The organism is Comamonas sp. 26 (assembly GCF_002754475.1).
Classification (GTDB): Bacteria; Pseudomonadota; Gammaproteobacteria; order Burkholderiales; family Burkholderiaceae_C; genus Comamonas.
In genome coordinates this window covers 1065160-1086158 of sequence record NZ_PEFL01000001.1, presented here as the reverse complement: position 1 = coordinate 1086158, position 20999 = coordinate 1065160, and the positions used below count along the sequence as shown (strand labels likewise).

21 protein-coding genes are annotated in these 20999 nt (G+C 58.4%); 8 read left to right on the top strand and 13 right to left on the bottom strand.

What is annotated here, in order from left to right:
- Nucleotides 1-239: 239 nt before the first annotated feature.
- Nucleotides 240-1274: a GlxA family transcriptional regulator gene (locus CLU84_RS04990; protein ID WP_099737870.1), complete on the bottom strand. Its 1035-nt coding sequence runs from the start codon at nucleotides 1272-1274 to the stop codon at nucleotides 240-242.
- A 210-nt stretch (nucleotides 1275-1484) separates the two neighbouring features.
- On the opposite strand from CLU84_RS04990, the gene CLU84_RS04985 reads away from it, so the two are divergent.
- Nucleotides 1485-2600 (top strand): S-(hydroxymethyl)glutathione dehydrogenase/class III alcohol dehydrogenase, encoded by a 1116-nt coding sequence (locus CLU84_RS04985; protein ID WP_099736217.1) that lies wholly within the window; start codon nucleotides 1485-1487, stop codon nucleotides 2598-2600.
- A 105-nt stretch (nucleotides 2601-2705) separates the two neighbouring features.
- Nucleotides 2706-3569 (top strand): S-formylglutathione hydrolase, encoded by an 864-nt coding sequence (gene fghA, locus CLU84_RS04980; RefSeq protein ID WP_099737869.1) that lies wholly within the window; start codon nucleotides 2706-2708, stop codon nucleotides 3567-3569.
- Nucleotides 3570-3607: 38 nt separating this feature from the next.
- Here fghA and CLU84_RS04975 read toward each other — a convergent pair whose 3' ends face one another.
- On the bottom strand, nucleotides 3608-4555 hold the full coding sequence (locus tag CLU84_RS04975; RefSeq protein WP_099736215.1) for a sensor domain-containing diguanylate cyclase: 948 nt from the start codon (nucleotides 4553-4555) through the stop codon (nucleotides 3608-3610).
- 137 nt (nucleotides 4556-4692) lie between these two features.
- Nucleotides 4693-4941, bottom strand: coding sequence for a VF530 family DNA-binding protein (locus tag CLU84_RS04970; RefSeq protein WP_099736214.1), 249 nt, complete (start codon nucleotides 4939-4941; stop codon nucleotides 4693-4695).
- Nucleotides 4942-5197: 256 nt separating this feature from the next.
- Between CLU84_RS04970 and CLU84_RS04965 the strand changes: the two genes are divergently transcribed.
- Entirely contained in the window at nucleotides 5198-5542 is a 345-nt protein-coding gene (locus tag CLU84_RS04965) for a cupin domain-containing protein (protein ID WP_099737868.1), read from the top strand.
- Between the two features lie 18 nt (nucleotides 5543-5560).
- Here CLU84_RS04965 and CLU84_RS04960 read toward each other — a convergent pair whose 3' ends face one another.
- Both CLU84_RS04960 and CLU84_RS04955 read right to left on the bottom strand, forming a co-directional pair.
- Nucleotides 5561-5860: a putative quinol monooxygenase gene (locus CLU84_RS04960; protein WP_099736213.1), complete on the bottom strand. Its 300-nt coding sequence runs from the start codon at nucleotides 5858-5860 to the stop codon at nucleotides 5561-5563.
- 119 nt (nucleotides 5861-5979) lie between these two features.
- Nucleotides 5980-7899, bottom strand: coding sequence for an FAD-binding monooxygenase (locus CLU84_RS04955; RefSeq protein ID WP_099736212.1), 1920 nt, complete (start codon nucleotides 7897-7899; stop codon nucleotides 5980-5982).
- Between the two features lie 154 nt (nucleotides 7900-8053).
- Here CLU84_RS04955 and CLU84_RS04950 point away from each other — a divergent pair, with 154 nt between their 5' ends.
- Nucleotides 8054-8581, top strand: coding sequence for a MarR family winged helix-turn-helix transcriptional regulator (locus CLU84_RS04950; RefSeq protein WP_099736210.1), 528 nt, complete (start codon nucleotides 8054-8056; stop codon nucleotides 8579-8581).
- A gap of 99 nt (nucleotides 8582-8680) precedes the next feature.
- Here CLU84_RS04950 and phnX read toward each other — a convergent pair whose 3' ends face one another.
- The 5 genes from phnX to phnD all read right to left on the bottom strand — a co-directional run bounded on the left by phnX (nucleotide 8681) and on the right by phnD (nucleotide 13330).
- On the bottom strand, nucleotides 8681-9556 hold the full coding sequence (gene phnX / locus CLU84_RS04945) for a phosphonoacetaldehyde hydrolase (protein WP_099736208.1): 876 nt from the start codon (nucleotides 9554-9556) through the stop codon (nucleotides 8681-8683).
- A 22-nt stretch (nucleotides 9557-9578) separates the two neighbouring features.
- Nucleotides 9579-10664 carry an iron-containing alcohol dehydrogenase PsrA gene (gene psrA / locus CLU84_RS04940; protein ID WP_099736207.1) on the bottom strand — a complete coding sequence of 362 codons (1086 nt, stop codon included), beginning with the start codon at nucleotides 10662-10664 and terminating at the stop codon, nucleotides 9579-9581.
- 121 nt (nucleotides 10665-10785) lie between these two features.
- Entirely contained in the window at nucleotides 10786-11625 is an 840-nt protein-coding gene (gene phnE, locus CLU84_RS04935) for a phosphonate ABC transporter, permease protein PhnE (RefSeq protein ID WP_099736206.1), read from the bottom strand.
- Nucleotides 11622-12458, bottom strand: a complete 837-nt coding sequence (gene phnC / locus CLU84_RS04930) for a phosphonate ABC transporter ATP-binding protein (RefSeq protein WP_099736204.1) — start codon at nucleotides 12456-12458, stop codon at nucleotides 11622-11624. Before phnC ends, phnE begins: the two co-directional genes overlap by 4 nt.
- The gene (gene phnD, locus CLU84_RS04925; RefSeq protein ID WP_099737867.1) at nucleotides 12455-13330 is read right to left on the bottom strand and encodes a phosphonate ABC transporter substrate-binding protein; all 876 of its coding nucleotides are present in this window, start codon (nucleotides 13328-13330) and stop codon (nucleotides 12455-12457) included. The genes phnC and phnD overlap by 4 nt, the downstream gene beginning before the upstream one ends.
- Before the next feature lie 170 nt (nucleotides 13331-13500).
- On the opposite strand from phnD, the gene CLU84_RS04920 reads away from it, so the two are divergent.
- Together CLU84_RS04920 and CLU84_RS04915 are read left to right on the top strand one after the other, a co-directional pair.
- Nucleotides 13501-14406, top strand: a complete 906-nt coding sequence (locus tag CLU84_RS04920) for a LysR substrate-binding domain-containing protein (RefSeq protein ID WP_099736203.1) — start codon at nucleotides 13501-13503, stop codon at nucleotides 14404-14406.
- Between the two features lie 182 nt (nucleotides 14407-14588).
- Nucleotides 14589-15584 (top strand): tripartite tricarboxylate transporter substrate binding protein, encoded by a 996-nt coding sequence (locus CLU84_RS04915; RefSeq protein ID WP_099736202.1) that lies wholly within the window; start codon nucleotides 14589-14591, stop codon nucleotides 15582-15584.
- Nucleotides 15585-15673: 89 nt separating this feature from the next.
- Here CLU84_RS04915 and CLU84_RS04910 read toward each other — a convergent pair whose 3' ends face one another.
- The gene (locus CLU84_RS04910) at nucleotides 15674-16696 is read right to left on the bottom strand and encodes an AraC family transcriptional regulator (RefSeq protein ID WP_099736200.1); all 1023 of its coding nucleotides are present in this window, start codon (nucleotides 16694-16696) and stop codon (nucleotides 15674-15676) included.
- Between the two features lie 658 nt (nucleotides 16697-17354).
- Between CLU84_RS04910 and rnk the strand changes: the two genes are divergently transcribed.
- Nucleotides 17355-17765, top strand: coding sequence for a nucleoside diphosphate kinase regulator (gene rnk, locus CLU84_RS04905; protein ID WP_099736199.1), 411 nt, complete (start codon nucleotides 17355-17357; stop codon nucleotides 17763-17765).
- Nucleotides 17766-17833: 68 nt separating this feature from the next.
- Here the strand turns inward: rnk and CLU84_RS04900 are convergent, their stop codons facing one another.
- Nucleotides 17834-19012 (bottom strand): acyltransferase, encoded by a 1179-nt coding sequence (locus CLU84_RS04900; RefSeq protein ID WP_099736197.1) that lies wholly within the window; start codon nucleotides 19010-19012, stop codon nucleotides 17834-17836.
- A gap of 250 nt (nucleotides 19013-19262) precedes the next feature.
- On the opposite strand from CLU84_RS04900, the gene CLU84_RS04895 reads away from it, so the two are divergent.
- Nucleotides 19263-19847 (top strand): GbsR/MarR family transcriptional regulator, encoded by a 585-nt coding sequence (locus CLU84_RS04895; protein ID WP_099736196.1) that lies wholly within the window; start codon nucleotides 19263-19265, stop codon nucleotides 19845-19847.
- 33 nt (nucleotides 19848-19880) lie between these two features.
- Here the strand turns inward: CLU84_RS04895 and CLU84_RS04890 are convergent, their stop codons facing one another.
- Nucleotides 19881-20954, bottom strand: coding sequence for a LacI family DNA-binding transcriptional regulator (locus CLU84_RS04890; RefSeq protein ID WP_099736195.1), 1074 nt, complete (start codon nucleotides 20952-20954; stop codon nucleotides 19881-19883).
- Nucleotides 20955-20999: the final 45 nt, after the last annotated feature.

Here is a 20999-nt window from a genome sequence, read left to right as displayed (position 1 = left end):
AGATAGCTGAAATTCGGGTCACACGGCCATGCATCGTTCGCAATGGGAACGGATACTGGAGCTACTTCTGAGCCCCGGGCCTCTCCGTGTGAATCGCCGCGAAGGGCTAAAAGCACCTGCAGCAATGGCGGCGCGATTATAAAAGTTACAGGCGACAATGAAGGCTCATGCTCACTTACCCATGAGTCATCCTCACATATAGAAGAGCACCCCGCCAGCTACTGACGTTTTATGGTCAATCAATCCCCGAAGCGCTCCCGGTAGGCCACAGGCGTAATGCCCAGCTTCTTCACAAACAGGTGGCGCAGCGCCTGCTCCGAGCCCAGGCCCACATGGGCGGCCACGGTCTTCAGCGGCCGCTGGCTTTGCGCCTCCAGCAGCTGCTTGGCCGCTTCAAGCCTTGCGTTTTCTACAAAGGCCGATGGGCTTTGCCCTGTTTCTTGCTGAAAGACTCGGCGAAAGTGCCGCTCACTCATCGCGGCCTGCTCGGCCATCTGGGCCAGCGTCACGGGCTTCTCAAGGTGGGCAAGCACCCATTGCTGCACCGCCTGCACACCTCGGTGCTGGGTGGATTGCGCCGCCAGCGGCACGCTGAACTGGGACTGGCCGCCGGGGCGCTTGAGGTACATCACCAGATCCCGCGCCACCTCCAGCGCCAGCGCATGGCCAAAGTCCTGCTCCACCACGGCCAGCGCCAAATCAATGCCTGCGGTCACCCCGGCCGAGGTCCAGATCTGGCGCTCGCCATCGCTGTCTTTCACATCGTCACGCACATAAATGGCATCGGCATCAACCTGCACACGCGGGTAGCGCTGGGCCAGCAGCTTGGCTACGCTCCAGTGCGTGGCGGCGCGGCGCTCATCCAGCAGACCTGCCTCGGCCAGAAAAAAGCTGCCTGAGCACAGGGCAATCAAACGCGGCACGCGAACAGCCATGACTTGCAACCACTGCACCAGCTCGCCCGATGTGCCCAGCACCGTCTCGATATGGCGCGAGCCCACGACGATCACCGTGCAGCCCGTGCCGCGTTCAGCCAGCTCGCCCAGCGACTGCGTGGCCTGCAGCGCCATCAAGGTATCGGACTGCACAACGCCCTGAGCTGCCGACGTGATGCGCACCTCATACCCATCACGCTGGCCGCGTCCGCGCAGGTGGATGTTGGCGTAGTCGAAGACAGACATGGGACCAATCGCCTCCAGCGACTTGAAGCCGGGGTAGACGATCAGATCAATGCGGTGAGGAAGTGTGTGCGGGTGGGAGTGGCGATGTTCCATCAGGCATGGACGAAGGTAAAAACAGGGCTGAATTTTAAAAGCCAGCCACAAAAATGGCCGCAAGCTCAATAAACCACCATATTCGGCCAAAGCCATTGAAACAGCGGCCATGGTCAGGCGTTGTTCAGCCACCATGCCCTACAGTCTGGGCTTCGCTGAAGCGAATGCCGCAGCGCTTCGCCCGCCCCCGACATCCACAGAAAGACAGTCATGAAATCACGCGCCGCCGTTGCCTTCAAAGCCGGAGAGCCCCTGCAAATCGTCGAGATCGACGTCGCGCCGCCCCAAAAGGGCGAAGTGCTGGTCAAGATCACCCACACCGGCGTCTGCCACACCGACGCCTTCACCTTGAGCGGTGACGACCCCGAAGGTATCTTCCCCGCCGTGCTGGGCCACGAAGGCGCAGGCATTGTGGTCGAAGTCGGCGAAGGCGTGACCAGCGTGAAGCCGGGCGACCATGTGATTCCGCTGTACACCGCCGAATGCGGCGAGTGTCTGTTCTGCAAGAGCGGCAAGACCAATCTCTGCGTGGCCGTGCGCGCCACCCAGGGCAAGGGTGTGATGCCCGACGGCACGACCCGCTTCAGCTACAACGGCGAGCCCATCTATCACTACATGGGCTGCTCGACGTTCAGCGAGTACACCGTGGTGGCCGCCGTGTCGCTGGCCAAGATCAGCCCCGATGCCAATCCCGAGCAGGTCTGCCTGCTGGGCTGCGGCGTGACCACGGGTCTGGGCGCCGTCAAGAACACCGCCAAGGTGCAACCCGGTGACACAGTGGCCGTGTTCGGTCTGGGGGGCATCGGTCTGGCCGTGATCCAGGGCGCGCAGCTGGCCCAAGCCGGACGCATCATCGCCATCGACACCAACCCCGGCAAGTTCGAGCTGGCCAAGACCTTTGGCGCCACCGACTGCATCAACCCCAAGGACTTCGACAAGCCGATTCAGCAAGTCATCGTCGAGATGACCGGCTGGGGTGTGGACCACAGCTTCGAATGCATCGGCAACACCCAGGTCATGCGTGCCGCACTGGAATGCGCCCACCGCGGCTGGGGCCAGAGCGTCATCATCGGTGTGGCCGGTGCCGGTCAGGAAATCTCCACCCGCCCCTTCCAGCTGGTGACCGGCCGCAAGTGGATGGGCACGGCCTTTGGCGGCGTCAAGGGCCGCAGCGAGCTGCCCGGCATGGTGGAAGACGCCATGAGCGGCAAGATCCAGCTCGAACCCTTTGTGACCCACACCATGGGCCTGGCCAAGATCAACGAAGCCTTTGACCTGATGCACGAAGGCAAGTCGATCCGCTCCGTTGTCAACTACGCTGAATAATCAAAACCATAGCTGCTAGCGTTTTAAAAGCAAGGGTTTCAGGCATCAAAAGGCTTGAAACCCTTTTTCAACATGCGCATGCAGCTTTCTATTCAGGAGCATCTGATGTCCTCTTCTTTCGAACTCAAGAGCGCCCACGCCTGCTTTGGCGGTGCCCAGCGCTATTACGAGCATTTCTCCAGCGAGATCGGCCTGAACATGAAGTTCTCGGTCTACCTGCCGCCCAAGGCAGTGCTGGGCGAGAAGGTGCCCGCGCTGATTTATCTGGCCGGTCTGACCTGCACCGAAGAAACCTTTATGGCCAAGGCTGGCGCGCAGCGTCTGGCGGCCGAGCTGAACATCGCCCTGATCTGCCCCGACACCAGCCCACGCGGCGCGGGCCTGGCGGGTGAGGCGGACAGCTGGGACTTTGGCGTAGGTGCAGGCTTTTATCTCGACGCGACCACCACGCCCTGGGCGCTTCACTGGCGCATGGAAAGCTACATCCTGAACGAGCTGCTGCCGCTAGTGGGCAGCAAGCTGCCTGTGGACATGGCGCGTCTGGGCATCTTCGGTCACAGCATGGGCGGCCACGGCGCACTGACACTGGCGCTGCGCCACCCCGGCATTTTCAAGTCCCTGTCGGCCTTTGCACCCATTGCCAACCCTGTGAACTGCCCTTGGGGCCACAAGGCATTCACCGGCTATTTGGGCAACGACAAGGCCGAGTGGGCCAAGCATGACGCCAGCGAGTTGATGAACACGCAGACCAGCGTGCCCTACCCCGGCGGCATTCTGATCGACCAAGGTTTGGCCGATAAGTTTTTGATCGAAAAGCAGCTGCTGCCCGAAGCCTTTGAAGCGGCCTGTGCCAAGGCAGCTCAACCTCTGACGCTGCGCCGCCAAGCCGGTTATGACCACGGCTACTACTTTATTCAGAGCTTTATCGACGACCACCTGCGCCACCATGCGGCGCAGCTTGGCCTCTAAGCTTCAGCGCTTGCCCATGCCCACCTGACAGGGCTGAGTCAGGCCATGCCGCACTCAGCCATACCCTGCCTGGCAATGAACATCTGATCCCCGCCCTGAACCTTGGCCATGTACAGGGCTTGATCAGCCCTGCGCATGATGTCTTCCAGACTTGTGTCTGTAGGCATAAAGGATGTGATGCCCAGACTCAGCGCCGGTACAGGCCCGCCTGTGGCATAACACTTCAGCGCCCGCTGACCGGCATCCAGCACTTGCTGCGCCAAGGCGGTGATGTCCACCTCAGAGCACCTGTCGCTCAGAATGGCAAACTCATCTCCACCCACTCGGCAAAACACCTCATCAGGCTGGACCAGCTGGCGCACGGCAGCGCACAGATCTCGCAACGCTTGATCTCCTGCGGGATGACCCAGTCCATCATTGATGGCTTTGAAATAATCCACATCAAAGCTCATGAGGCATGCCTGCTTCCCTTGGAGCAAATAGGCCTGATAGGCCTGCTCCATGGCACACATGAAGCCACGGCGATTTTTCAGGCCGGTCAACTCGTCATGCAAGGCCTGCTGCTGCAGTTTCTGCTGCATTCGCTTGTTGTCCGTGATGTTGCAGGCCACCCAGATGACGGCTCTTTCTCCGTCAAAGCACTCACTCAAGGTGCTGATACGGCCTTCAAACCAGACAGGCTCCACGGGCCCTTCTTTCGGCAGCCCCAGCACGTCGTGCACGCTCAATTCATACTCCAGCACCAGCATCTGTTGACTAGCCAGTGCCTCCTGAATTCTTTGCACAAACCATTGCGCTTTGGCGGGCGACAGCACATCAGCAATGAACTTGCCCACCAGTGAGGTGCCGTCGTGGTAATAGCGCTTGTCTTTGCCACCCAATACCGCTGCATAGCGGCCCGTCTCCGTCAGAACGAAAGCTGGATCGGGCAGACTGTTCAAAATAGCGGCGTACTGGCTGGCCGTAAAAGACTCGGTGTGGGACATGGGAAAACTAAGCGAGAACAGCAGGCTTTTGTAGATTCATTCGTTTACAAATCATACAAGTACACGCTCGCTTCCATATGTCAACCCGTACAAGTGGAGCACTGCACCGGCACTAAATTTCTCAGTCCATCAAACCCTCAGTAGCCGCGTTGCTCACGCTCATACGCACGCTGCGTATTCACATACAGCTGCTCGACCTGCTCGCGCGCCCAAGGCGTTTTGCGCAAAAACTTCAGGCTGGACGCAACACTGGGGTCCTGGTTAAAGCAGCGTATTTGCACGCGGCGACCCAGTTCGTTCCAGCCGTAGTAATCCACCAGATCGGAGACGATGCGCTCCAGTGTCAGGCCATGCAGCGGGTTGTGCGGTTGTTCTTGAGAAGTCATGTGCGCATTGTCGAGGAATCGCCCGGACGAGGTCGCCCAAGGGAAAAGACCAAACAAGCACAAGCCGCATCTCCCGTTTTCTGCTGCTGCCTTGATCCCCAGCCTGCCATGCCGACAGCATGGGCTTGCCCTTTCCTATGCGCCGACGAGAGATCACACTTTTGAGCAGAGCACTGGTCATGCCAAACGGCGCAACAAAAAACGCAGCAAAAGCTCGTTGTATTGAAGGCTTTGGCTGAATTTGAAGGAGCGCAAGATGCCCCACGAACAACAGGCACCCGAAACAAAGGGTGTGACGGTGAAGTTGCTTTCAACAGTCGACCTTGGCCCCGAGATCGACGGCATGACGGGGCGCCAGCTTCGCATGCGGCTGGTGACCATAGCGCCAGGAGGCGTCTTTGGTCCGGTTCACAACCACAAGGACAGACCCGGCACGGTCTTTATTCTTGAAGGCACGATCACCGACCATCGCAATGGCGTGGCGACGGACTATGGACTCGGAGTGGGCTGGCCTGAGGACAGAAACACCACGCACTGGCTTGAAAACCGGGGATCAATCACCGCTGTAGAGATCTCGATCGATATCGTCAAGCAGGGCTGAACGGGACCGCCCATCCACTCAGGTGGCACGCGGCTGGCCGACCTCATACACCCGCAAATCCCTGTCTCCAATCTCCAGCACAGGCCACGCAGCACGCCAAGCCTGGATGTGGGCCGATGCGAAATGTGCATCCAGCGCGGCCTGGTCGCTCCACAGTTCTTTGACATGAATGAGCCCAGGCACAAATACATCTTCCGCGTAGCCATACTCAAGGCATCCCACTTCGGCACGGGATGCCTCTGTCATGGCCAGCATGGCCGGTCTGGCACGTTCAAGATTCTCGGGCGGCAGTCGCACCGTCCCCACGATCAGCAGCATGGTTTATCTCTACAAAGCAAGCGGCCAGCAAAAGAGCCACTGCAAATATCGTAGCAAACAGCGCAATAAAAAGGAGGGCCAAGCCCTCCTTTAAGTCCCATCCACGGGAATCAATTCCATCACGCCAGCATGAAGGCCTCAAAGTACGCGCTCAGCGCGGCGTGGTCGTTCAAAGGCAGAACCTGGGCCACATACTGGTCAGGTCGCACGATGACCAGCGCGCCCTGCTGACGGTCTACACCGCGCATGTCATAGATGTCCTGAGCTGCACTCTTCAGATCAGGGCTGAAGACTTTTTCATAGTCAAGCAGGCCCAGCTTGCCCTTGCTTGGCAATAGCAGCGCGGGCAGCTTCTCCAGCGCCACATCGGTATAAGCCTGCGGAAAAATAGCGCGCACATCAAAGATGCTGTCCATGTCCTGCCCTGCTGGCGTAAAGCGGCGCAGGGGCGATGTAGGGTCAGTCTCCAGATAGCGGCACAGCGCCAGCAGACCGGATTCAGGTTGATCCAGATCCGCCTGGCCTGCAAACGCATACAGACGCCAGCGGCCATCGGCTTTGCCGCAGTGGCCCAGATGCACAGGCTTGGCATCCGACACGCGCACTACAGGTGCTGAGTGAAAGCGCATACCCACCGTAAAACCGCTAGCCAGAGTTTGGTTCGCAGCCTCACCCGTCAGCACGGAAGGTGCGTAATGCGTGCCCACGCCTGCGGTAAAGCGGCCATGCTGCTCAAAGTATTTCTGGAACTCTTTGGGGTCCACACCGCCCTCGCCGCCTTCCTTGGCGCGATCGCTGAACATCTGGGCCCACTCGCGGTCAAAGTCAATCAGTTGCTGGGCAACGACCTGACGCTCAGACGAGTAGGTGTGCAGCAGTTCGGGCACGCATTGCTTGCGCAGCACGGCGGCCAGCTTCCAGCCCAGATTGAAGGTGTCTTGCATGGAGAAGTTCATGCCCTGACCGGCCTTGGGGCTGTGGGTGTGGCAGGCATCGCCAGCGATAAACACATGGGGCAGCGGCGAATCTTCGGTGGCGACGGCATCCGTCACATCGTCGTACTTGTCGCAGATGCGCTGGCCGATCTCATACACCGACCACCAGGGCACATTCTTCACATCCAGCTTGTAGGGGTGAATGACGCGCTGTGCGGTTTCGATCAATTGCTCCACCGTGATCTGACGATTGGCCACGCGCTCGTCCACGCCCAGCTTGTCCATCTCCACATAAAAACGCACCAGATGGCCGCCTTCACGCGGAATGATAAGCACATTGCCATGCTCGGACTGAATGGCAGCCTTGAAGCGAATATCAGGAAAGTCCGTAACCGCCAGAACGTCCATCACACCCCATGCGTGGTTGGCCGAATCACCCACCAACTGGCGTCCCATGGCACGGCGCACATTGCTGCGCGCGCCATCGCAGCCCACCACATAGCGGGCCTGCACGGTTTCGATCTGCCCGGCGTGCTCCGCATCAACGCGCTCCAGCGTCACGTTCACAGGGTAATCTGCAGCACTGTGGTCCACCTTCACATCCACCACGCGGCGGGCGTAGTGGGGCTCCATCTTGCTGGGCGAGTTGCGCATGCGCTCCAGATAAAAGTCATGAATACGCGCCTGGTTCAGGATGACGTGCGGGTACTCCGACAGACCATCTTCCGTGTCCTGCACACGGCCGTGGCGGGCGATGTTGCCGGGAGTCTTGTCATCAGGCTTCCAGAAGGTGACATCGTTGATCCAGCAGGCTTCCTTGATCACCTGATCCGCAAAGTCAAAGGCCTCGAACATCTCCATGGTGCGGCAGGCAATACCGTCGGCCTGGCCCAGTTGCATAGGACCTTCTTTCTGCTCGACGATGCAGGTATGAATGTCAGGAAACACCGCCAGTTGCGCGGCCAGCGTCAGGCCTGCAGGGCCACAGCCCACGATGAGGACATCCACCTTGGCGGGCGCGGTTTCGGTATGGGCATGTGCCAGTGGAGAGGCCTCAGCGACCAGCGGGCTGCCGGGACGAAAACCATTGAGATGAAATTGCATGAAGGCCTCTAGTGCGTCGGGTGAATCTTGTGCGGAAAGCGCTGGCGGGCGGCTTTCGCTTCATTTAGATATGCATGCATATAGTATGCATACATACCAGATGTATGCAGCGTATTATCTGCACATCAAAACGCAAACAAAATAAGGGTTAACCATGAATAAAGCAGACTCTCGGGAGATGGCTTCAAGCAGTGACAACAGCCAACCCGCCTTCCCTCGGCTGGAGGTTGAGACCTTTCCCGGCCATGGCATTCGCCGCCTGCAACAAGTGGCTGTGGCCATGTTTACGCAGGCAACTGATGCATGGGGCATAACGCCCCTGCAATTTGCCGTGCTGCAAAAACTGGTGCACCTGCCCGGCATTGATCAGCGCACGCTAAGTGTGGAAGTAGGCTTTGACAAAGCCACTATTGGCGGCGTCATCGACCGCTTGGAAGTACGCGGCCTGTTGCAGCGCCAACAAACAGCCAAAGACCGCCGGGTGCGCCTGCTTTCGCTTACTGCTGATGGAGAAGCCCTGCTGACCAGCGCTGGCCCAGCCGTGCTGCAAGCCCAGCAGCGCATGCTGGACCCGCTGAGCGAAGAAGAACGGGAGACTTTTGCGCAGCTGATGCGCAAAGTGATTGAACACCATGAGCAGGGCGGCCCAGAGGCCAGCACAGCAGCTGGCGATGTGGCCTGAGCACCAGTCTCGCCAGCGAGTCAGTGCGAAGGCCTTATCAAAAAAGGGCTGCCCCGCTGGCAGCCCTTTTGCATTTTCTTTTCTGCGTCTCTGCCCACATCAAACCGGTTTGCGCCCGGCTCGCATCTCCGCAGCAATGCTTTGCAGCACGGCGGGCAAATCGATCACGCTGCGCACCACGTAATGCGCCCCTGCTTTTTTAAGCTTGGCCTCGGCAGAAGCCACGCGGGCGTTGACTTCACCTGCAGGAGCATTGGCAAATTCCTGCACGCTATAGCCCACTTCATTGCCCGACAGGCTAAGCCCCACGGTCCACATGCCCGCGCGCAGACCTTCTTCAATGCCGGGCACGGTATCGTCCACCTTCACGCAGGCACGCACATCGCCAATGCCCAGCGCCAGCACATTGGCCAGCGCCATGAAGGGGCCGGGACGGCCACCGGCAGCTAGCTCATCACCTGCAACAACATGATCGGGCTTGACACCTGCGGCTTCAGCCTGCGGCAGCAGCTGATTGAGCACTTCGCGCGGATAGCCCGAGCAGGAACCGACCTTCAGTCCGTTGGCACGCAGCCATTGCAGGGTCTGCACCGCACCTTCGATAGGCGCAGAAAACTCGCCCACCTTGGCAATTTGCATTGGCATGAAGCGGGCGTAGATGGCATCCACATCCTCGTTGCTCGGACTGTGGCCAAAGCGGGTCTGCCATTGCGTGGCAATGCTTTCATCCTGCAGCAACTGGTAGATATGGTCCCACTTGGACAGACCCATAGGCCCGCGCGCCTGCGCCAGCGTGATGGTGATGCCGAAGGTGGCAAAGGCTTCCACAAAAATCTGCGTGGGTGCGAGCGAGCCAAAGTCCACCAGCGTGCCGGCCCAGTCAAAGATGACGGCTTGTAGCGGTGACAGGTCGGCTGTGGCGGTAGTGGATGCCTTGGAAACGGCTTGCTCTTCGGAGTGAGTGATGGCGTTCATGATTAAAACTTAGGTTTCGAATTTAAATGCTGCGAATAAAGTTGCGCCCGCGCGGACCGCTGGCGGCCTTGTTCACCATGGTCTGCCAGTCAGCGGAGGCGATGCCGTAATGCGCGGGGTCAGTCGCCACACCCAGCTGCTGCAAAAACTGCTGCAGGCGCTGCACGGCAACGGCAGGTGTCATGGCATCAAAGATGGAGAGCAGCGCCGCGTCCGTCACGGCATCGGCCCCCAGCGCCATCTCCAGCACCAGCGGCAGGCTGAATGAGCAGGCAATGCCATGCGGCACGCCATGCTGCAGCGTGATGTCGTATGAGAGCGAATGCGCCAGCGCCGTCTTGGTATTGGAAAAAGCCAGCCCGGCCAGCAGCGCGGCCTCAGCCATATCGCTGCGCAGTTGCGGGTTGAGCAAATCACGCATCAGCGCGGGCAATGTGGCCAGCGTGCGGCGGGCCGACTGCACGGCCAGCGCCATCGATATGGGGTTACGGTTCACATTCCAGATGGATTCCAGCGCGTGCGATAACGCATCCAGCCCGGAAGCCAGCGAGGCACCAGCGGGCAGACTGGTCATGAGATCGGCATCAATCACCGCAGCCTCGGGCCAGGTGCACTCCTGATGGAGCGAGTACTTCTGACCCGCCGCCTGATCCCAGATCGTGGCCCAAGGCGTCACTTCGCTGCCCGTGCCTGCCGTGGTGGGAATCGCAATCAAATGCTTGTGTGGCGCTGGTAGCAATTGCGCTCCCTGCTGCAAAATCGAGAGCAAATCGGAAAATTTTCCGGATTCTGTTGCGCACAGCAAGGCCTTGGCTGAGTCAATGGCGCTGCCGCCGCCCAGTGCCACGATGACGGGCACATCGGCATGATCGCGCTGCACCTGCTCGTACAGCGGGGCCAGCCATTGCACATCGGGGTTGGGCGAAATGCTGTCAATCACGCCGCGCAGCTGACTGCCCAGCAGGGCTCGCACACGCTGCACCAGCCCCAGACCTTCGGCCTCAGGAAAAGTGACCAGCAGGCAGTTGCGGCCAGCCAGCAAGGCAGGCAGTTGGTTCAGGCTGTTGCGGCCCACATGGGTGTGCACGGGGTTGTGATAAGTCCACACGAGAAAATCCTTTGAAGATTTTTGAGCGAAATCTGCCCTCAGCGCTTTCTATACAAACGCTTTAAGCTCATTTTTTTGAAGATTCAGAAAGATTGCGATGCATGCTGGCATCGCAGCTCTATCAGTGGCGTGCGCCCTGCTGAATGCGGCTGCGCAGCCAGTTGGAAACCATGTCAGCGGCAATCACCATCACCGTGATGACGATGATGCAAGTGGCTGTTTCTTGATAGCGAAACAGCTTGAGGCTGCTGACCAGCTCAAAGCCCAGCCCGCCCGCGCCCACCATGCCCAGCACAGTGGCTGAGCGCAGATTGACCTCGAAGCGGTAGAGCACCACGGCAATCCACGCGGTGATGACCTGCGGCACCACGCCAAAGGCAATGATCTGCAGCTGAGTGGCACCGGCGCTGCGCAGGGCTTGCAGCGGGCCTTCGTCGATTTCTTCAATCGCCTCGGCAAAGAATTTGGCCAGCATGCCCATGCCGTGCAGGGCCAGCGCCAGCACACCGGGGAAAGGTCCCAGGCCCACAGCCGAGACAAAGACCAGTGCCAGAATCAGCTCGTTAATGCTGCGCACCACGTTGAGAAACTGCCGCGTGATGCGGCGCAGCCAGTGCCAGCTGTGCAGATTGCTGGCCGCGATAAAGGACAGCGGCAGCGCCAGCAGCACAGACAGCAAAGTGCCCCAGACGGCAATCTGAATCGTCTCTAGCGCCGGTGCCCACAGGCGCGGCAAGATGCTCCAGTCCGGCGGCACAGAACGCGAGAGAAAGTCGCCAATCTGCGGCATGCCGCCCGCCAGCTCACCCCAGCTCATCTGCGCGCCCTCTGCGCTCCAGTGCAGTACCCAGACTATCGCCAGAGCCAGCCCTGCATACCCCAGCCAGCCGCTGATGCCTGCGGGGCGTGCCGCCGTCCATTGCCAGCGGTCTGGCGTGTTTTTCAAGGGGTGACTGTTCATTGCAAACCTCCTGCAGTGGCTACGGCAGGCATGGCCTTCGGCAACCATGCGCCGGGCGCGGTCAGCGCAATGCCAGCCTCTGCGGGTGACTGCGGCGGATGCTGCACATCACTGCTGTAGATAGCGTTGAGCGCATCTTCATTGAGTAACTCAGGCGCTCCATCAAACACCATGCGCCCTTGCGAGAGACCGACGATGCGGTCGCCAAACTCCTTGGCGTAATCGACCTGATGCAGATTGCAGACCACGGCAATACCCAGCTCCCGCGTGGCTTCACGCAGATACTGCAGCACGCTGCGGGCGGTCTTGGGGTCCAGACTCGCAACCGGCTCGTCCGCCAGAATCACCTGCGGCTGCTGGGCCAGAGCCCGGGCAATGCCGACGCGCTGCATCTGTCCACCCGACAGCGCTTCTGTGCGCTCATCAGCCTTATGGGCCAGGCCCACGCGCTGCAGGCATTCATCGGCTAGCGCGATATCGCTTTGCCTGAACAGCTGCAGCACCGATGCCAGCGTGCCCACCTGCCCCAGCCGCCCGGTCAGAACGTTCTTGCGTACCGATAGGCGCTGCACCAGGTTGTGGTGCTGAAACACCATGGCCACATGACGGGCCAGCTCGCGGCGCGAATGTTTTTGCATCAGGTCAATGCCGCCCACCTGCAGCGTTCCGCTGTCAGGCTGGTTCAGGCCATTCATACAGCGCAGCAAGGTGGATTTGCCTGCGCCGGACAAGCCCAGCATCACTACAAACTCACCCGCCTTCACATCCATGTCGATGCCGTGCAGCACATGGTTGCTGACATAGCTTTTGCGCAGATTGCGGATGGTGATCATTTCATCTTCCCCAGGTCCAGATTCAGGGCCTTGGCGGTGTTGCGCACCACGTCGTAGGCCTGATCGCTGGTCGGGGCAAAGCCATTGAGCTCACCCCGGTCGCCCCAGGGCAGGCCCTTGATTTCGGCCAGCGCGGCGGCGACTTTTTTCTTGGTGGCCTCGTCTAGGTTCTTGCGCCAGGCCATGGGGGACTCAGGGATGGGCTGCGACCGCCAGATGATCTGGAAGTCCTCGGCCTTCACATGGCCCTTGGCAATGGCTGTCTGAAAGATGGGATCGGCTACGGCTGCTGCATCCACCTTGCCGTTGGCCACCGCCATGATGCTGGCGTCGTGGGAGCCCGAAAAAATCACACGCGAGAAGTATTTGTCGGTGTCGACCCCGTCACCCTTGAGACCTGCCTTGGGAAACAGATGACCCGAGGCCGAGCTGGGGTCGACAAACGCAAAGGTCTTGCCCTGCAGCTGCGCCACAGTGGCTGGGCCTTTGTCTTTCTTGCTGATGATCAGGCTCTGGTATGAGCTTTTGCCCGACTTCTTGGCCACAGGAATGGCAAAGGCCTCGGCATTGGCCAGCTGGCTGGCCAGCACATATGAGAACGGGCCAAAGTAAGCCACGTCAATCTTGCCCGAGCGCATGGCTTCGATCACGCCGTTGTAGTCATTCGCCACAAAGGGCTTGACCTTCATGCCGGTCTTCGCAGCCAGTTGCTCCATCACCTGCTGGCTGGCACGCATCATGGCCTGAGCGTCTTCAGAAGGGATCAGGCCCACGCGCAGCTCGGTGGGCTGCTGCGCCATGATGCCGGTGGTAGCTGCCAGGGTCAGGCTGGCGACTGCGGCTTTCAGCCAGGTTTTGCGGGTCATCGTCATGGAGTTCATCCTTTGCATGTGCGTCTGTAGAGTGCGGCTCTCGCCGGAGCCATCGCACCGTTATTGCAGTGCGTTGACGCAAATGTTAGGGACGACATATGACTGTCATGTGAAGGTTTCAAAATCAGTTTTGACAGCTTCTATAGATTCAACCTTGAGATGAGATTTGCATGAGTACCGCCCGCTATCGCGCCTTTATCTCCGTGGCACAGCAAGGCAGCCTGAGCGCTGCGGCCCGCAGCCTGGGAGTGAGCCAGCCTACGGTCTCCAGCCAGATCGCCACACTGGAGAGGCAAAGCCAGATCGAGCTGTTTCACCGTCAGGGCTATCGCATGACGCTGACCAGCGCAGGGCACAAACTGATGGCGCTGGCACAGAAGCTGCTGGCGCTGGAGTCGGAAACCGAGTTCTTTCTGCGTGACTCGGGCCAGCTCAATCAGGGCGAACTCAAGATCGGGGCCGTGGGACCCTTTCATGTGATTGAAATGGTGGCCAGTTACCGCGCACGCCACCCAAAGCTACAGTTGTCTATACGCATGGGCAACTCTCAGCAGGTGCTGCAGGATCTGGAGAACTACACCACCGACGTGTCTGTGCTAGCCGGTCTCTACGACAGGCCCGAGCTGCTGGCCCGCGAATATGCGCGCCACGCCATCATCATGTTTGCCCATGTCGATCACCCGCTGGCACGGCGCGAGCAGATTGAAATTCATGAGCTTCGAGGCCAGCCCCTGCTGCTGCGCGAGCAGGGCTCCACCACACGCTCTGCACTGGAGAAAGCGCTCAGAGAAGCGGGTATTGAGCCCCGCACTTCACTAGAGATCGGCAGCCGCGAAGCCATTCGTGAAGCCGTGGCGCGTGGTCTGGGCGTAGGCACCGTGTCCGAAGCCGAATTCATTGCAGACCCGCGCTTCAAACCCGTTCGGATTGCGGGCGACCCAGCCAGAACTACCACCTATGTGTATTGCATGAAAGAGCGCAGTGAAAGCCTGCTGGTACGCTCTTTTCTGAATGCCATTGAGCGCTCGGAAAGCCCCCAGACAGCAGGCCAGCAAGCCTTTGCTCCAAAACCCTGATCCGTCTGAAGCCATCAAATACTGGCGTCATTCGTCAAGCGGCATCTCAGGGCTCCATCTGAGAATTTTTGACATCGTGTGACGTGGCATTCACCGCTGCGACGCCGGCGCACCCAGAACCATGCCTCAAGCATTTGGGCGTAAGGTTTTTGGGAAACAGACCAGAACAAACGGAGACAACGATGAGCAAGACAATTCAATGGAAAGCGGTCGCGCTGGGTGCCTGCCTGAGTGTGACGGGCGTTGCCACAAGCTTTTCAGCCCATGCGCAAACGCCAGCATGGCCCAGCAAACCCATTCGAATGATCGTGGGCGGGCCTGCAGGCGGCAATGCAGACTCTCTCGCTCGCCTGCTGGCAGACGGCATGCAAAAGCAGCTGGGAAAACCCGTGATTGTGGAGTCCAAGCCCGGCGCTGCCGGAGTGCTGGCCGTGACAGACTTGCTCAATAACGGCAAAGATGCGCATACGTTTTTGTTGATCCAGGGCGGCATCGTCAGTGAAACGCCCCTGGCCTACAAGGTCAACTATCAGCCCTTCAAAGACCTGAAGCCGCTGGCCCAGCTCAGCCGTAACGGCCTGGTACTTATCGCCAACAAAGACTTCCCGGCCAGCAATCTGCAGCAGCTCAGCGCCTATGGCAAAAAGCAGCCAGAAGGTCTGGACTTTGCCTCCTATGCTGCGGGCATGCGCGGCCATACCTCGGGCATGCTGCTGGGGCATCTGATGGGCATCAAGATGAAGCACCTAGGCTACAAGGGCTCGCCCCCTGCCCTGACCGATCTCATGGGTGGTCATATCCCACTGATGATGGACGGTCTCACCACCTCCCTGCCCCTGATCAAGGCCGGCAAAGTCAAGGCTCTGGCCGTGAACTACCCCAATCGTATGGAGCAATTGCCCGACGTACCCACCTTCAAGGAGCTGGGCTACCCACAGCTATCTGAGGTGAGCTGGTTTGGCGTCTGGTCCCGCCCTGACACGCCAGCCGATGTGCAGGCCAAGGTCCGCGAGATTGCTCTGCAGTACTTCAAGCAACCTCAGATCGCCGCCAAGGTCAGGGATATGGGAATGGAATCTGGCACTGATGCAACGTCTGAAGCCCTGATGAGCGAGCTGCAAAAGGCTTATCAGCGCCAGCAGGCGCTGCTCAAGTCGATTGACTATCAGCCTCAGTAATAGCCAGCGTCTGTAAAAACACAAAGGCTGGAGTCATTGAGACTCCGGCCTTGTGCGTTCTTGCTCACCCGGCTGTCAGGTTCGCTCCATCAGTTCACCGCTACGCTCGCAAAATTCACGGCGCGCCAGTTGCTGGGGCTTTGTTGAAACTCTGCATTGAACCAGCGCGTAAAAGAGCTGTTCTCGGCAAAGCCGGTCTGCAGGGCCACGTCGCTGATGGACAGACGCGGGTTCTTCAGCGCCCGGGTCGCAGTCTGCATACGCACGGCATTGAGCGCCAGCTGAAAACTGGTGCCCGAACTATCCAGATTGCGCTGTAGCGAGCGCGTGCTGAACCCAATGGTGCTGGCCACCTGCGCGATGCTATAGCGACCATGGGGCAACAAGGCCTGAATGGCCAGCTTGACCTGCTGCTCAATATCTGGCCGGGCTCGCACAGGCGCCATGGTGTCAAGAAAGTGGCGCGCATACTGCTCCATGCTTTCGTCATAAGCGGGGTGAATCTGGTCAAGGTCTGCGCAAGAAAGCACCAGTCCGTCGAAATCAGAATCAAACACCATGTCCGAGCCAAAGATACGCCGATGCTGCACCGTGCTGATCGGTGCCTCATGTGTGAAATGCGTGCTCATAGGGCACCAGTTGCGACCCAGCTGATGGCGGCACAAGGCCTGCAGCACCGCCACGCCCAACTCCACCGGGTGACGCCCCGGCTGCTCCCGGCCCGTAGTCAAGTGCAGCTGAATGATGGCAACTTTGTTCTGCCGCACCACATTGACGCTAATTGTGCTGCTGAGCAGGTGCGAGTACTCAGAAATGGTAGCAATCGCCTGCCCTAGGCTGGCTTGGTACTGAAGGGCGAGGCTTAAATAACCAAAATCAGAAAGCTTCCACAGCGCGCCCATTAACAGGCCTATCGATGCATTATCAGCAGCGCTGGATGTTTTTTGAAGCAAATGGGCAAAATTGGTTTCAGGCACCCAAATTTCAGAAGCCTGCAGCCAGCTGGATTCAAGCCCCACCTGTCGGAACATTCGTAATTGATCAATTCCCAGATCAGTGGCAATCTGAGAATATTTTTTGAGACTGATATTACGAACACTGCGCTGATTCATGACTTACCCACTTCTGAATCAATAAACAAAGCCATTGGCTTACCATAGAATATTTTCACAAACCCCATTGATCAAGGTCAATCGGGCATCTACTGAGAGCAAGCCTTCCCTTACAAATAAAATGACGCAAAAAGGCAAGAGCTGTCGCCATCGGACAAAAATCATTTAACCATGAATTACCATAATGAAATTTATTAAAAAAAATCACCTACTTATCTGAAAATAAAATTATCGAAATTATTTAATTCATGCAAATTTTAAAATAATACCAAATACATTCAAAAATAATTTTTAGTTTTACCGAATTCTACGCACATGAGTATTAATGATTTAAAAATTGGATGAAAGAGACAACTCTTGAAACATCGCAATCAATACCGTGTCAATCAAGAGTTTTAAATTTTCTATAAAAACAGAATCAAGCCCTTTACTGGCAGGCGTAACACGCTACTTAAAGAAGAGCAAACATTAAACTTAATTCGCACTGACCCAGTGCGAGATGACTTGGCACTTCCGCATCCTTGGCTGACAATACAGGGAATGCACCAATTTGGTGCCTATCTGCATGCCTTGGCCCGGACAACACCGTTGCCCGGGCTTTTGTCCGTTCGCGCAACGCCAAAGCGTCAATTACTGCATCTCGCAAGGGAGTCACACCATGGAGCGCAAGCCCAACATCACTTTGTCGTCTCTGGATCTGGAACGCATCGAAACGCTGCTGGAAAAGAACAACAGCCTGTTTCCGGGCCGTGATGCACTGGAAGCAGAGCTGGATCGCGCAGATGTGCTCGACCCGGAAGATATGCCCCCCAATGTGGTGACCATGAATTCGACGGTGCGCTTCACCATGCTCGAAATCAACAAGAGCAACACGCTGACACTGGTCTACCCCAAGGACATGGATGGCAGCGCCGACAAGGTCTCCATCTTTGCCCCCGTGGGCATTGCCTTGCTGGGTCTTTCTGTCGGCGATGAGTTGAAGATGCCTAGCCCCACGGGTCATCAGGTCACGGTGCGCGTTGATGCCATCGAGTTCCAGCCTGAAAGCTCAGGCGAGTTGCACCGCTAACCCAGCCCAGCCTGCAATCACAAAAAAAGCAGCCTCATCGGGCTGCTTTTTTATGGGTGCCAACAGATTTAACGCAGACCTGCCAGCAAGGTCGTCAGCAAACCGGCACCAATCAGACCCGCCTGCCAGCGCAGTGCCTGGTTCCACGACGAGACATGGCATTCAACCAGCTGGTACAGCGCATAACCCGCCGTCAGAGACAGCACAAAGGCAAACGGAATGCCCACCACGGCCGCTGTGACTGAGCCATGCCAGAAGTGGTTGACCACCGCATTGACCAGCAGACAGATGGAGAAGTGGATGAGAAACACCGAATACGAAATCTCACCCAGTCGACGCAGCGGCGCAAAGCCCTTCCAGCGCGCAATGCCCTCGGTGCGCATGCAGATGATCAGCAGCATGGCCGTCACGCCGGCCAGAAAGATACGGTCGCGCCATTCATAAACCAGCGCACCAATGACCAGTGCGGCAATCAGCATGCCCCAGCTCCACGCCGTGATGCGCTTTTCTGCCGCCACAGCCCAGAAGGCCATCATGCCTATGCCATAGGCACCCATGAAGTAAATGGCCCAGACATCAAGCTCAGCATCCAGATTGAAGCTCAGCAGCGATGCCGACGCGCCCAGCACGACCAGCGCCTGCGCGCCAGTTACGGTCCACGGCCAGCAGCGTGCAACCGCTGCATCGCCCAAGCGTGCAGCAATCCGTTGCTGCAGCCAGCGCACCCCGGCCAGCAGCAATACAGTGCCCGCAAACAGCTGAAAGTCGATGGACACATACCAGACACCGGCAGACAGCGACTCCTCACCCACAATGCCTTGCAGCAGCAGCGCATGGGCCATGAGCTGCCAAAGGTCAGGATCGGCAGAAACTGAATCGTGATCAAACCAGGGACGAATGGCCGCTGAAATCACAATCGTCATCACCAGCGCCACCGCATAGGGAACAAGCAGGCGAACAAAGCGCTTGCCGATCTTTGCCCATGGCGAGTCAAAGCGTGACAGCCCTTGCGGGGCGAGGCTGGCGGCGGCCAGAAAGCCGCCAATCACCAGAAATATCTGCACCGCCATACGGGCGTACTCATACAGCCAGTCCAGCAGGTCTGGCATCACGGGGTGGGCCACATCGGACATCGGGCCGTAAAAAGCGAGGTGATGCCAGACGATAGCGGCGCATGCCAGCCCCTTGGTGCAATCGAGCAGCGCGCTACGGGAATGAGAGGAAATAGAAGTTGAACTTTGGGACATCTGATCACGGCTACCTGCAGCTAGCAAATCACAGGCAACAAAGTGCGCTTTTGATCCAAGACCCGGAAAGGTCAGAAAGCCGACGTAAAAACAGGTGGCGATTTTGCGCCGATTCCCAACAATTTGCTGACGCGTTGCAAGTGTTACGCGACAAGACATGCCAGGAATTACAAAATTTAATGCTTGAAAGTGCAGGAGTTGCACTCTGGCTTGATCCCACGCCCCACTGAGAAGTCCATGCAAAGGCACAATGGAGGCCATGACTCAAGCTAAACCACTGCCGGAACTGAGCAGGCAATTTGTTTCGCATTTTGGTGAAATGGGCAGCCGCTGGGGCATTAATCGCACCGTGGGGCAGATCTACGCCCTGCTGTTTATCTCGTCCGAGCCGCTGAACGCCGACCAGATTGCCGAGACGCTGGAGTTTTCCCGCTCCAACGTGAGCATGGGACTCAAGGAACTGCAAGCCTGGCGGCTGGTTCAGCTGCGTCATCAGCCCGGTGACCGCCGCGAATACTTTCAGGCGCCCGAGGATGTCTGGGAAATCTTCAAACGTCTGGCTGAAGAGCGCCGCCGCCGCGAGATTGAGCCCACACAGTCCATGCTGCGCGCCGCCATGATGGAAGAAGCCAGCTCTGATGAAGAGCGTTATGCCCAGCAGCGCATGCGCGATATGCACGAGCTCATCGACAAGCTGATGAGCTGGTTTGACGATGTGCAGCGCCTTTCGCCCGAAACCGCCATGCAGCTCATGGGCATGGGCTCTACCGTGACCCGCTTGCTCGATCTGAAAGACAAGATTACCGGGCGCGGCAAGTCAGCACCTGAAGCCTGAGCAGCGCACCGCTCAAGCCACTTAAGTCTCTTATCAGGTACTAGATCTGGGCACCAAGGTGAAGCCCAGATCCATGCAAGGCTGCTTGACTGCCTCTCCATCCAAGAGTTGCAGCAACATAGTGGCCGCTTTCTCCCCCACCTCACTTCGTGGCGTATGAATGGTGGTCAGCGGCGGAACCATCTGGTCGCTACCAGGCAAATCATTGAAGCCCGCTATAGCGACCTGCTGAGGCACCTGCACACCCAGACGACTGGCAGCCAGCAAGGCTCCCTGCGCAATGTCGTCATTGCAAAAAAAGATAGCATCTACCGCATGCTGGCTCTTCATCAGAGCCTCAAACTGCCTTGCCCCCAGCGCCATTGATGAGCGCTCGGGGTCAAGGAACTCCAACGCCGGATCATACAAATTGGCCTGCTTAAGCACCTGACGGAACCCCTCCAGCCGCTGCATGACCCGTGCATCGAGCTGGGCCGCGCAAAAGGCAATGCGGCGGTAGCCTTTGTCCAGCAGGTGCTGCGTGATCTCTGCCCCTGCCTGCGTCTGCGAAAAGCCAACGCTATAGGTACCCTGGCTTCGCTCAGTCGGGTGCAGCTCCATCAGATGCACACGCGGCACCGGGTTGGCTGCCAGCAGCTTTCGAGACGCTTCACTGTGGTCAAACCCCGTCAACAGCAGGCCTGCCGGGCGCATGGGCAAATAGGCTCGCAGCAGTTGCTCCTCTTCCTGCGGGTCGTAGTGCGTCACGCCAATCAGCATGTGATAGCCACGCGCAAACAGCACCTTGTGCGCAGCCTCCAGCACATCCACAAACAGCGTGTTTGACAGCATGGGCACCAACACCAGCACCTGCGTGCTTTTTTGCGATGCCAGCGCACGTGCAGCAAGGTCAGGCACATAGCCCAGCGAGGCCGCCACCTCACGCACCTTCTCAACCAGCGCTGGCGCGACTCTGCGCTCCCCCCGCAAGGCACGTGAGACCGTCATTGAGCTGACACCCGCTGCCTCTGCCACATCGCTGAGCGTGACCCTTCCGCTGGCACGTGAGCGACGTGAGTTCGCGGGTTCAGAGCTGCGATCAGCTTGAGGATTTGAGGCGCGAGGCAAGGGAATCTCCTAATAAAACGTGGATTCAGCAATGATATGATAGCG

What these genes read in the sequence shown, in the direction of transcription:
- CLU84_RS04990 (WP_099737870.1), bottom strand. Translation starts at nt 1,274, where the DNA reads ATGGAACATCGCCACTCCCACCCGCACACACTTCCTCACCGCATTGAT.
- CLU84_RS04985 (WP_099736217.1), top strand. Translation starts at nt 1,485, where the DNA reads ATGAAATCACGCGCCGCCGTTGCCTTCAAAGCCGGAGAGCCCCTGCAA.
- fghA (WP_099737869.1), top strand. Translation starts at nt 2,706, where the DNA reads ATGTCCTCTTCTTTCGAACTCAAGAGCGCCCACGCCTGCTTTGGCGGT.
- CLU84_RS04975 (WP_099736215.1), bottom strand. Translation starts at nt 4,555, where the DNA reads ATGTCCCACACCGAGTCTTTTACGGCCAGCCAGTACGCCGCTATTTTG.
- CLU84_RS04970 (WP_099736214.1), bottom strand. Translation starts at nt 4,941, where the DNA reads ATGACTTCTCAAGAACAACCGCACAACCCGCTGCATGGCCTGACACTG.
- CLU84_RS04965 (WP_099737868.1), top strand. Translation starts at nt 5,198, where the DNA reads ATGCCCCACGAACAACAGGCACCCGAAACAAAGGGTGTGACGGTGAAG.
- CLU84_RS04960 (WP_099736213.1), bottom strand. Translation starts at nt 5,860, where the DNA reads ATGCTGCTGATCGTGGGGACGGTGCGACTGCCGCCCGAGAATCTTGAA.
- CLU84_RS04955 (WP_099736212.1), bottom strand. Translation starts at nt 7,899, where the DNA reads ATGCAATTTCATCTCAATGGTTTTCGTCCCGGCAGCCCGCTGGTCGCT.
- CLU84_RS04950 (WP_099736210.1), top strand. Translation starts at nt 8,054, where the DNA reads ATGAATAAAGCAGACTCTCGGGAGATGGCTTCAAGCAGTGACAACAGC.
- phnX (WP_099736208.1), bottom strand. Translation starts at nt 9,556, where the DNA reads ATGAACGCCATCACTCACTCCGAAGAGCAAGCCGTTTCCAAGGCATCC.
- phnE (WP_099736206.1), bottom strand. Translation starts at nt 11,625, where the DNA reads ATGAACAGTCACCCCTTGAAAAACACGCCAGACCGCTGGCAATGGACG.
- phnC (WP_099736204.1), bottom strand. Translation starts at nt 12,458, where the DNA reads ATGATCACCATCCGCAATCTGCGCAAAAGCTATGTCAGCAACCATGTG.
- phnD (WP_099737867.1), bottom strand. Translation starts at nt 13,330, where the DNA reads ATGACGATGACCCGCAAAACCTGGCTGAAAGCCGCAGTCGCCAGCCTG.
- CLU84_RS04920 (WP_099736203.1), top strand. Translation starts at nt 13,501, where the DNA reads ATGAGTACCGCCCGCTATCGCGCCTTTATCTCCGTGGCACAGCAAGGC.
- CLU84_RS04915 (WP_099736202.1), top strand. Translation starts at nt 14,589, where the DNA reads ATGAGCAAGACAATTCAATGGAAAGCGGTCGCGCTGGGTGCCTGCCTG.
- CLU84_RS04910 (WP_099736200.1), bottom strand. Translation starts at nt 16,696, where the DNA reads ATGAATCAGCGCAGTGTTCGTAATATCAGTCTCAAAAAATATTCTCAG.
- rnk (WP_099736199.1), top strand. Translation starts at nt 17,355, where the DNA reads ATGGAGCGCAAGCCCAACATCACTTTGTCGTCTCTGGATCTGGAACGC.
- CLU84_RS04900 (WP_099736197.1), bottom strand. Translation starts at nt 19,012, where the DNA reads ATGTCCCAAAGTTCAACTTCTATTTCCTCTCATTCCCGTAGCGCGCTG.
- CLU84_RS04895 (WP_099736196.1), top strand. Translation starts at nt 19,263, where the DNA reads ATGGAGGCCATGACTCAAGCTAAACCACTGCCGGAACTGAGCAGGCAA.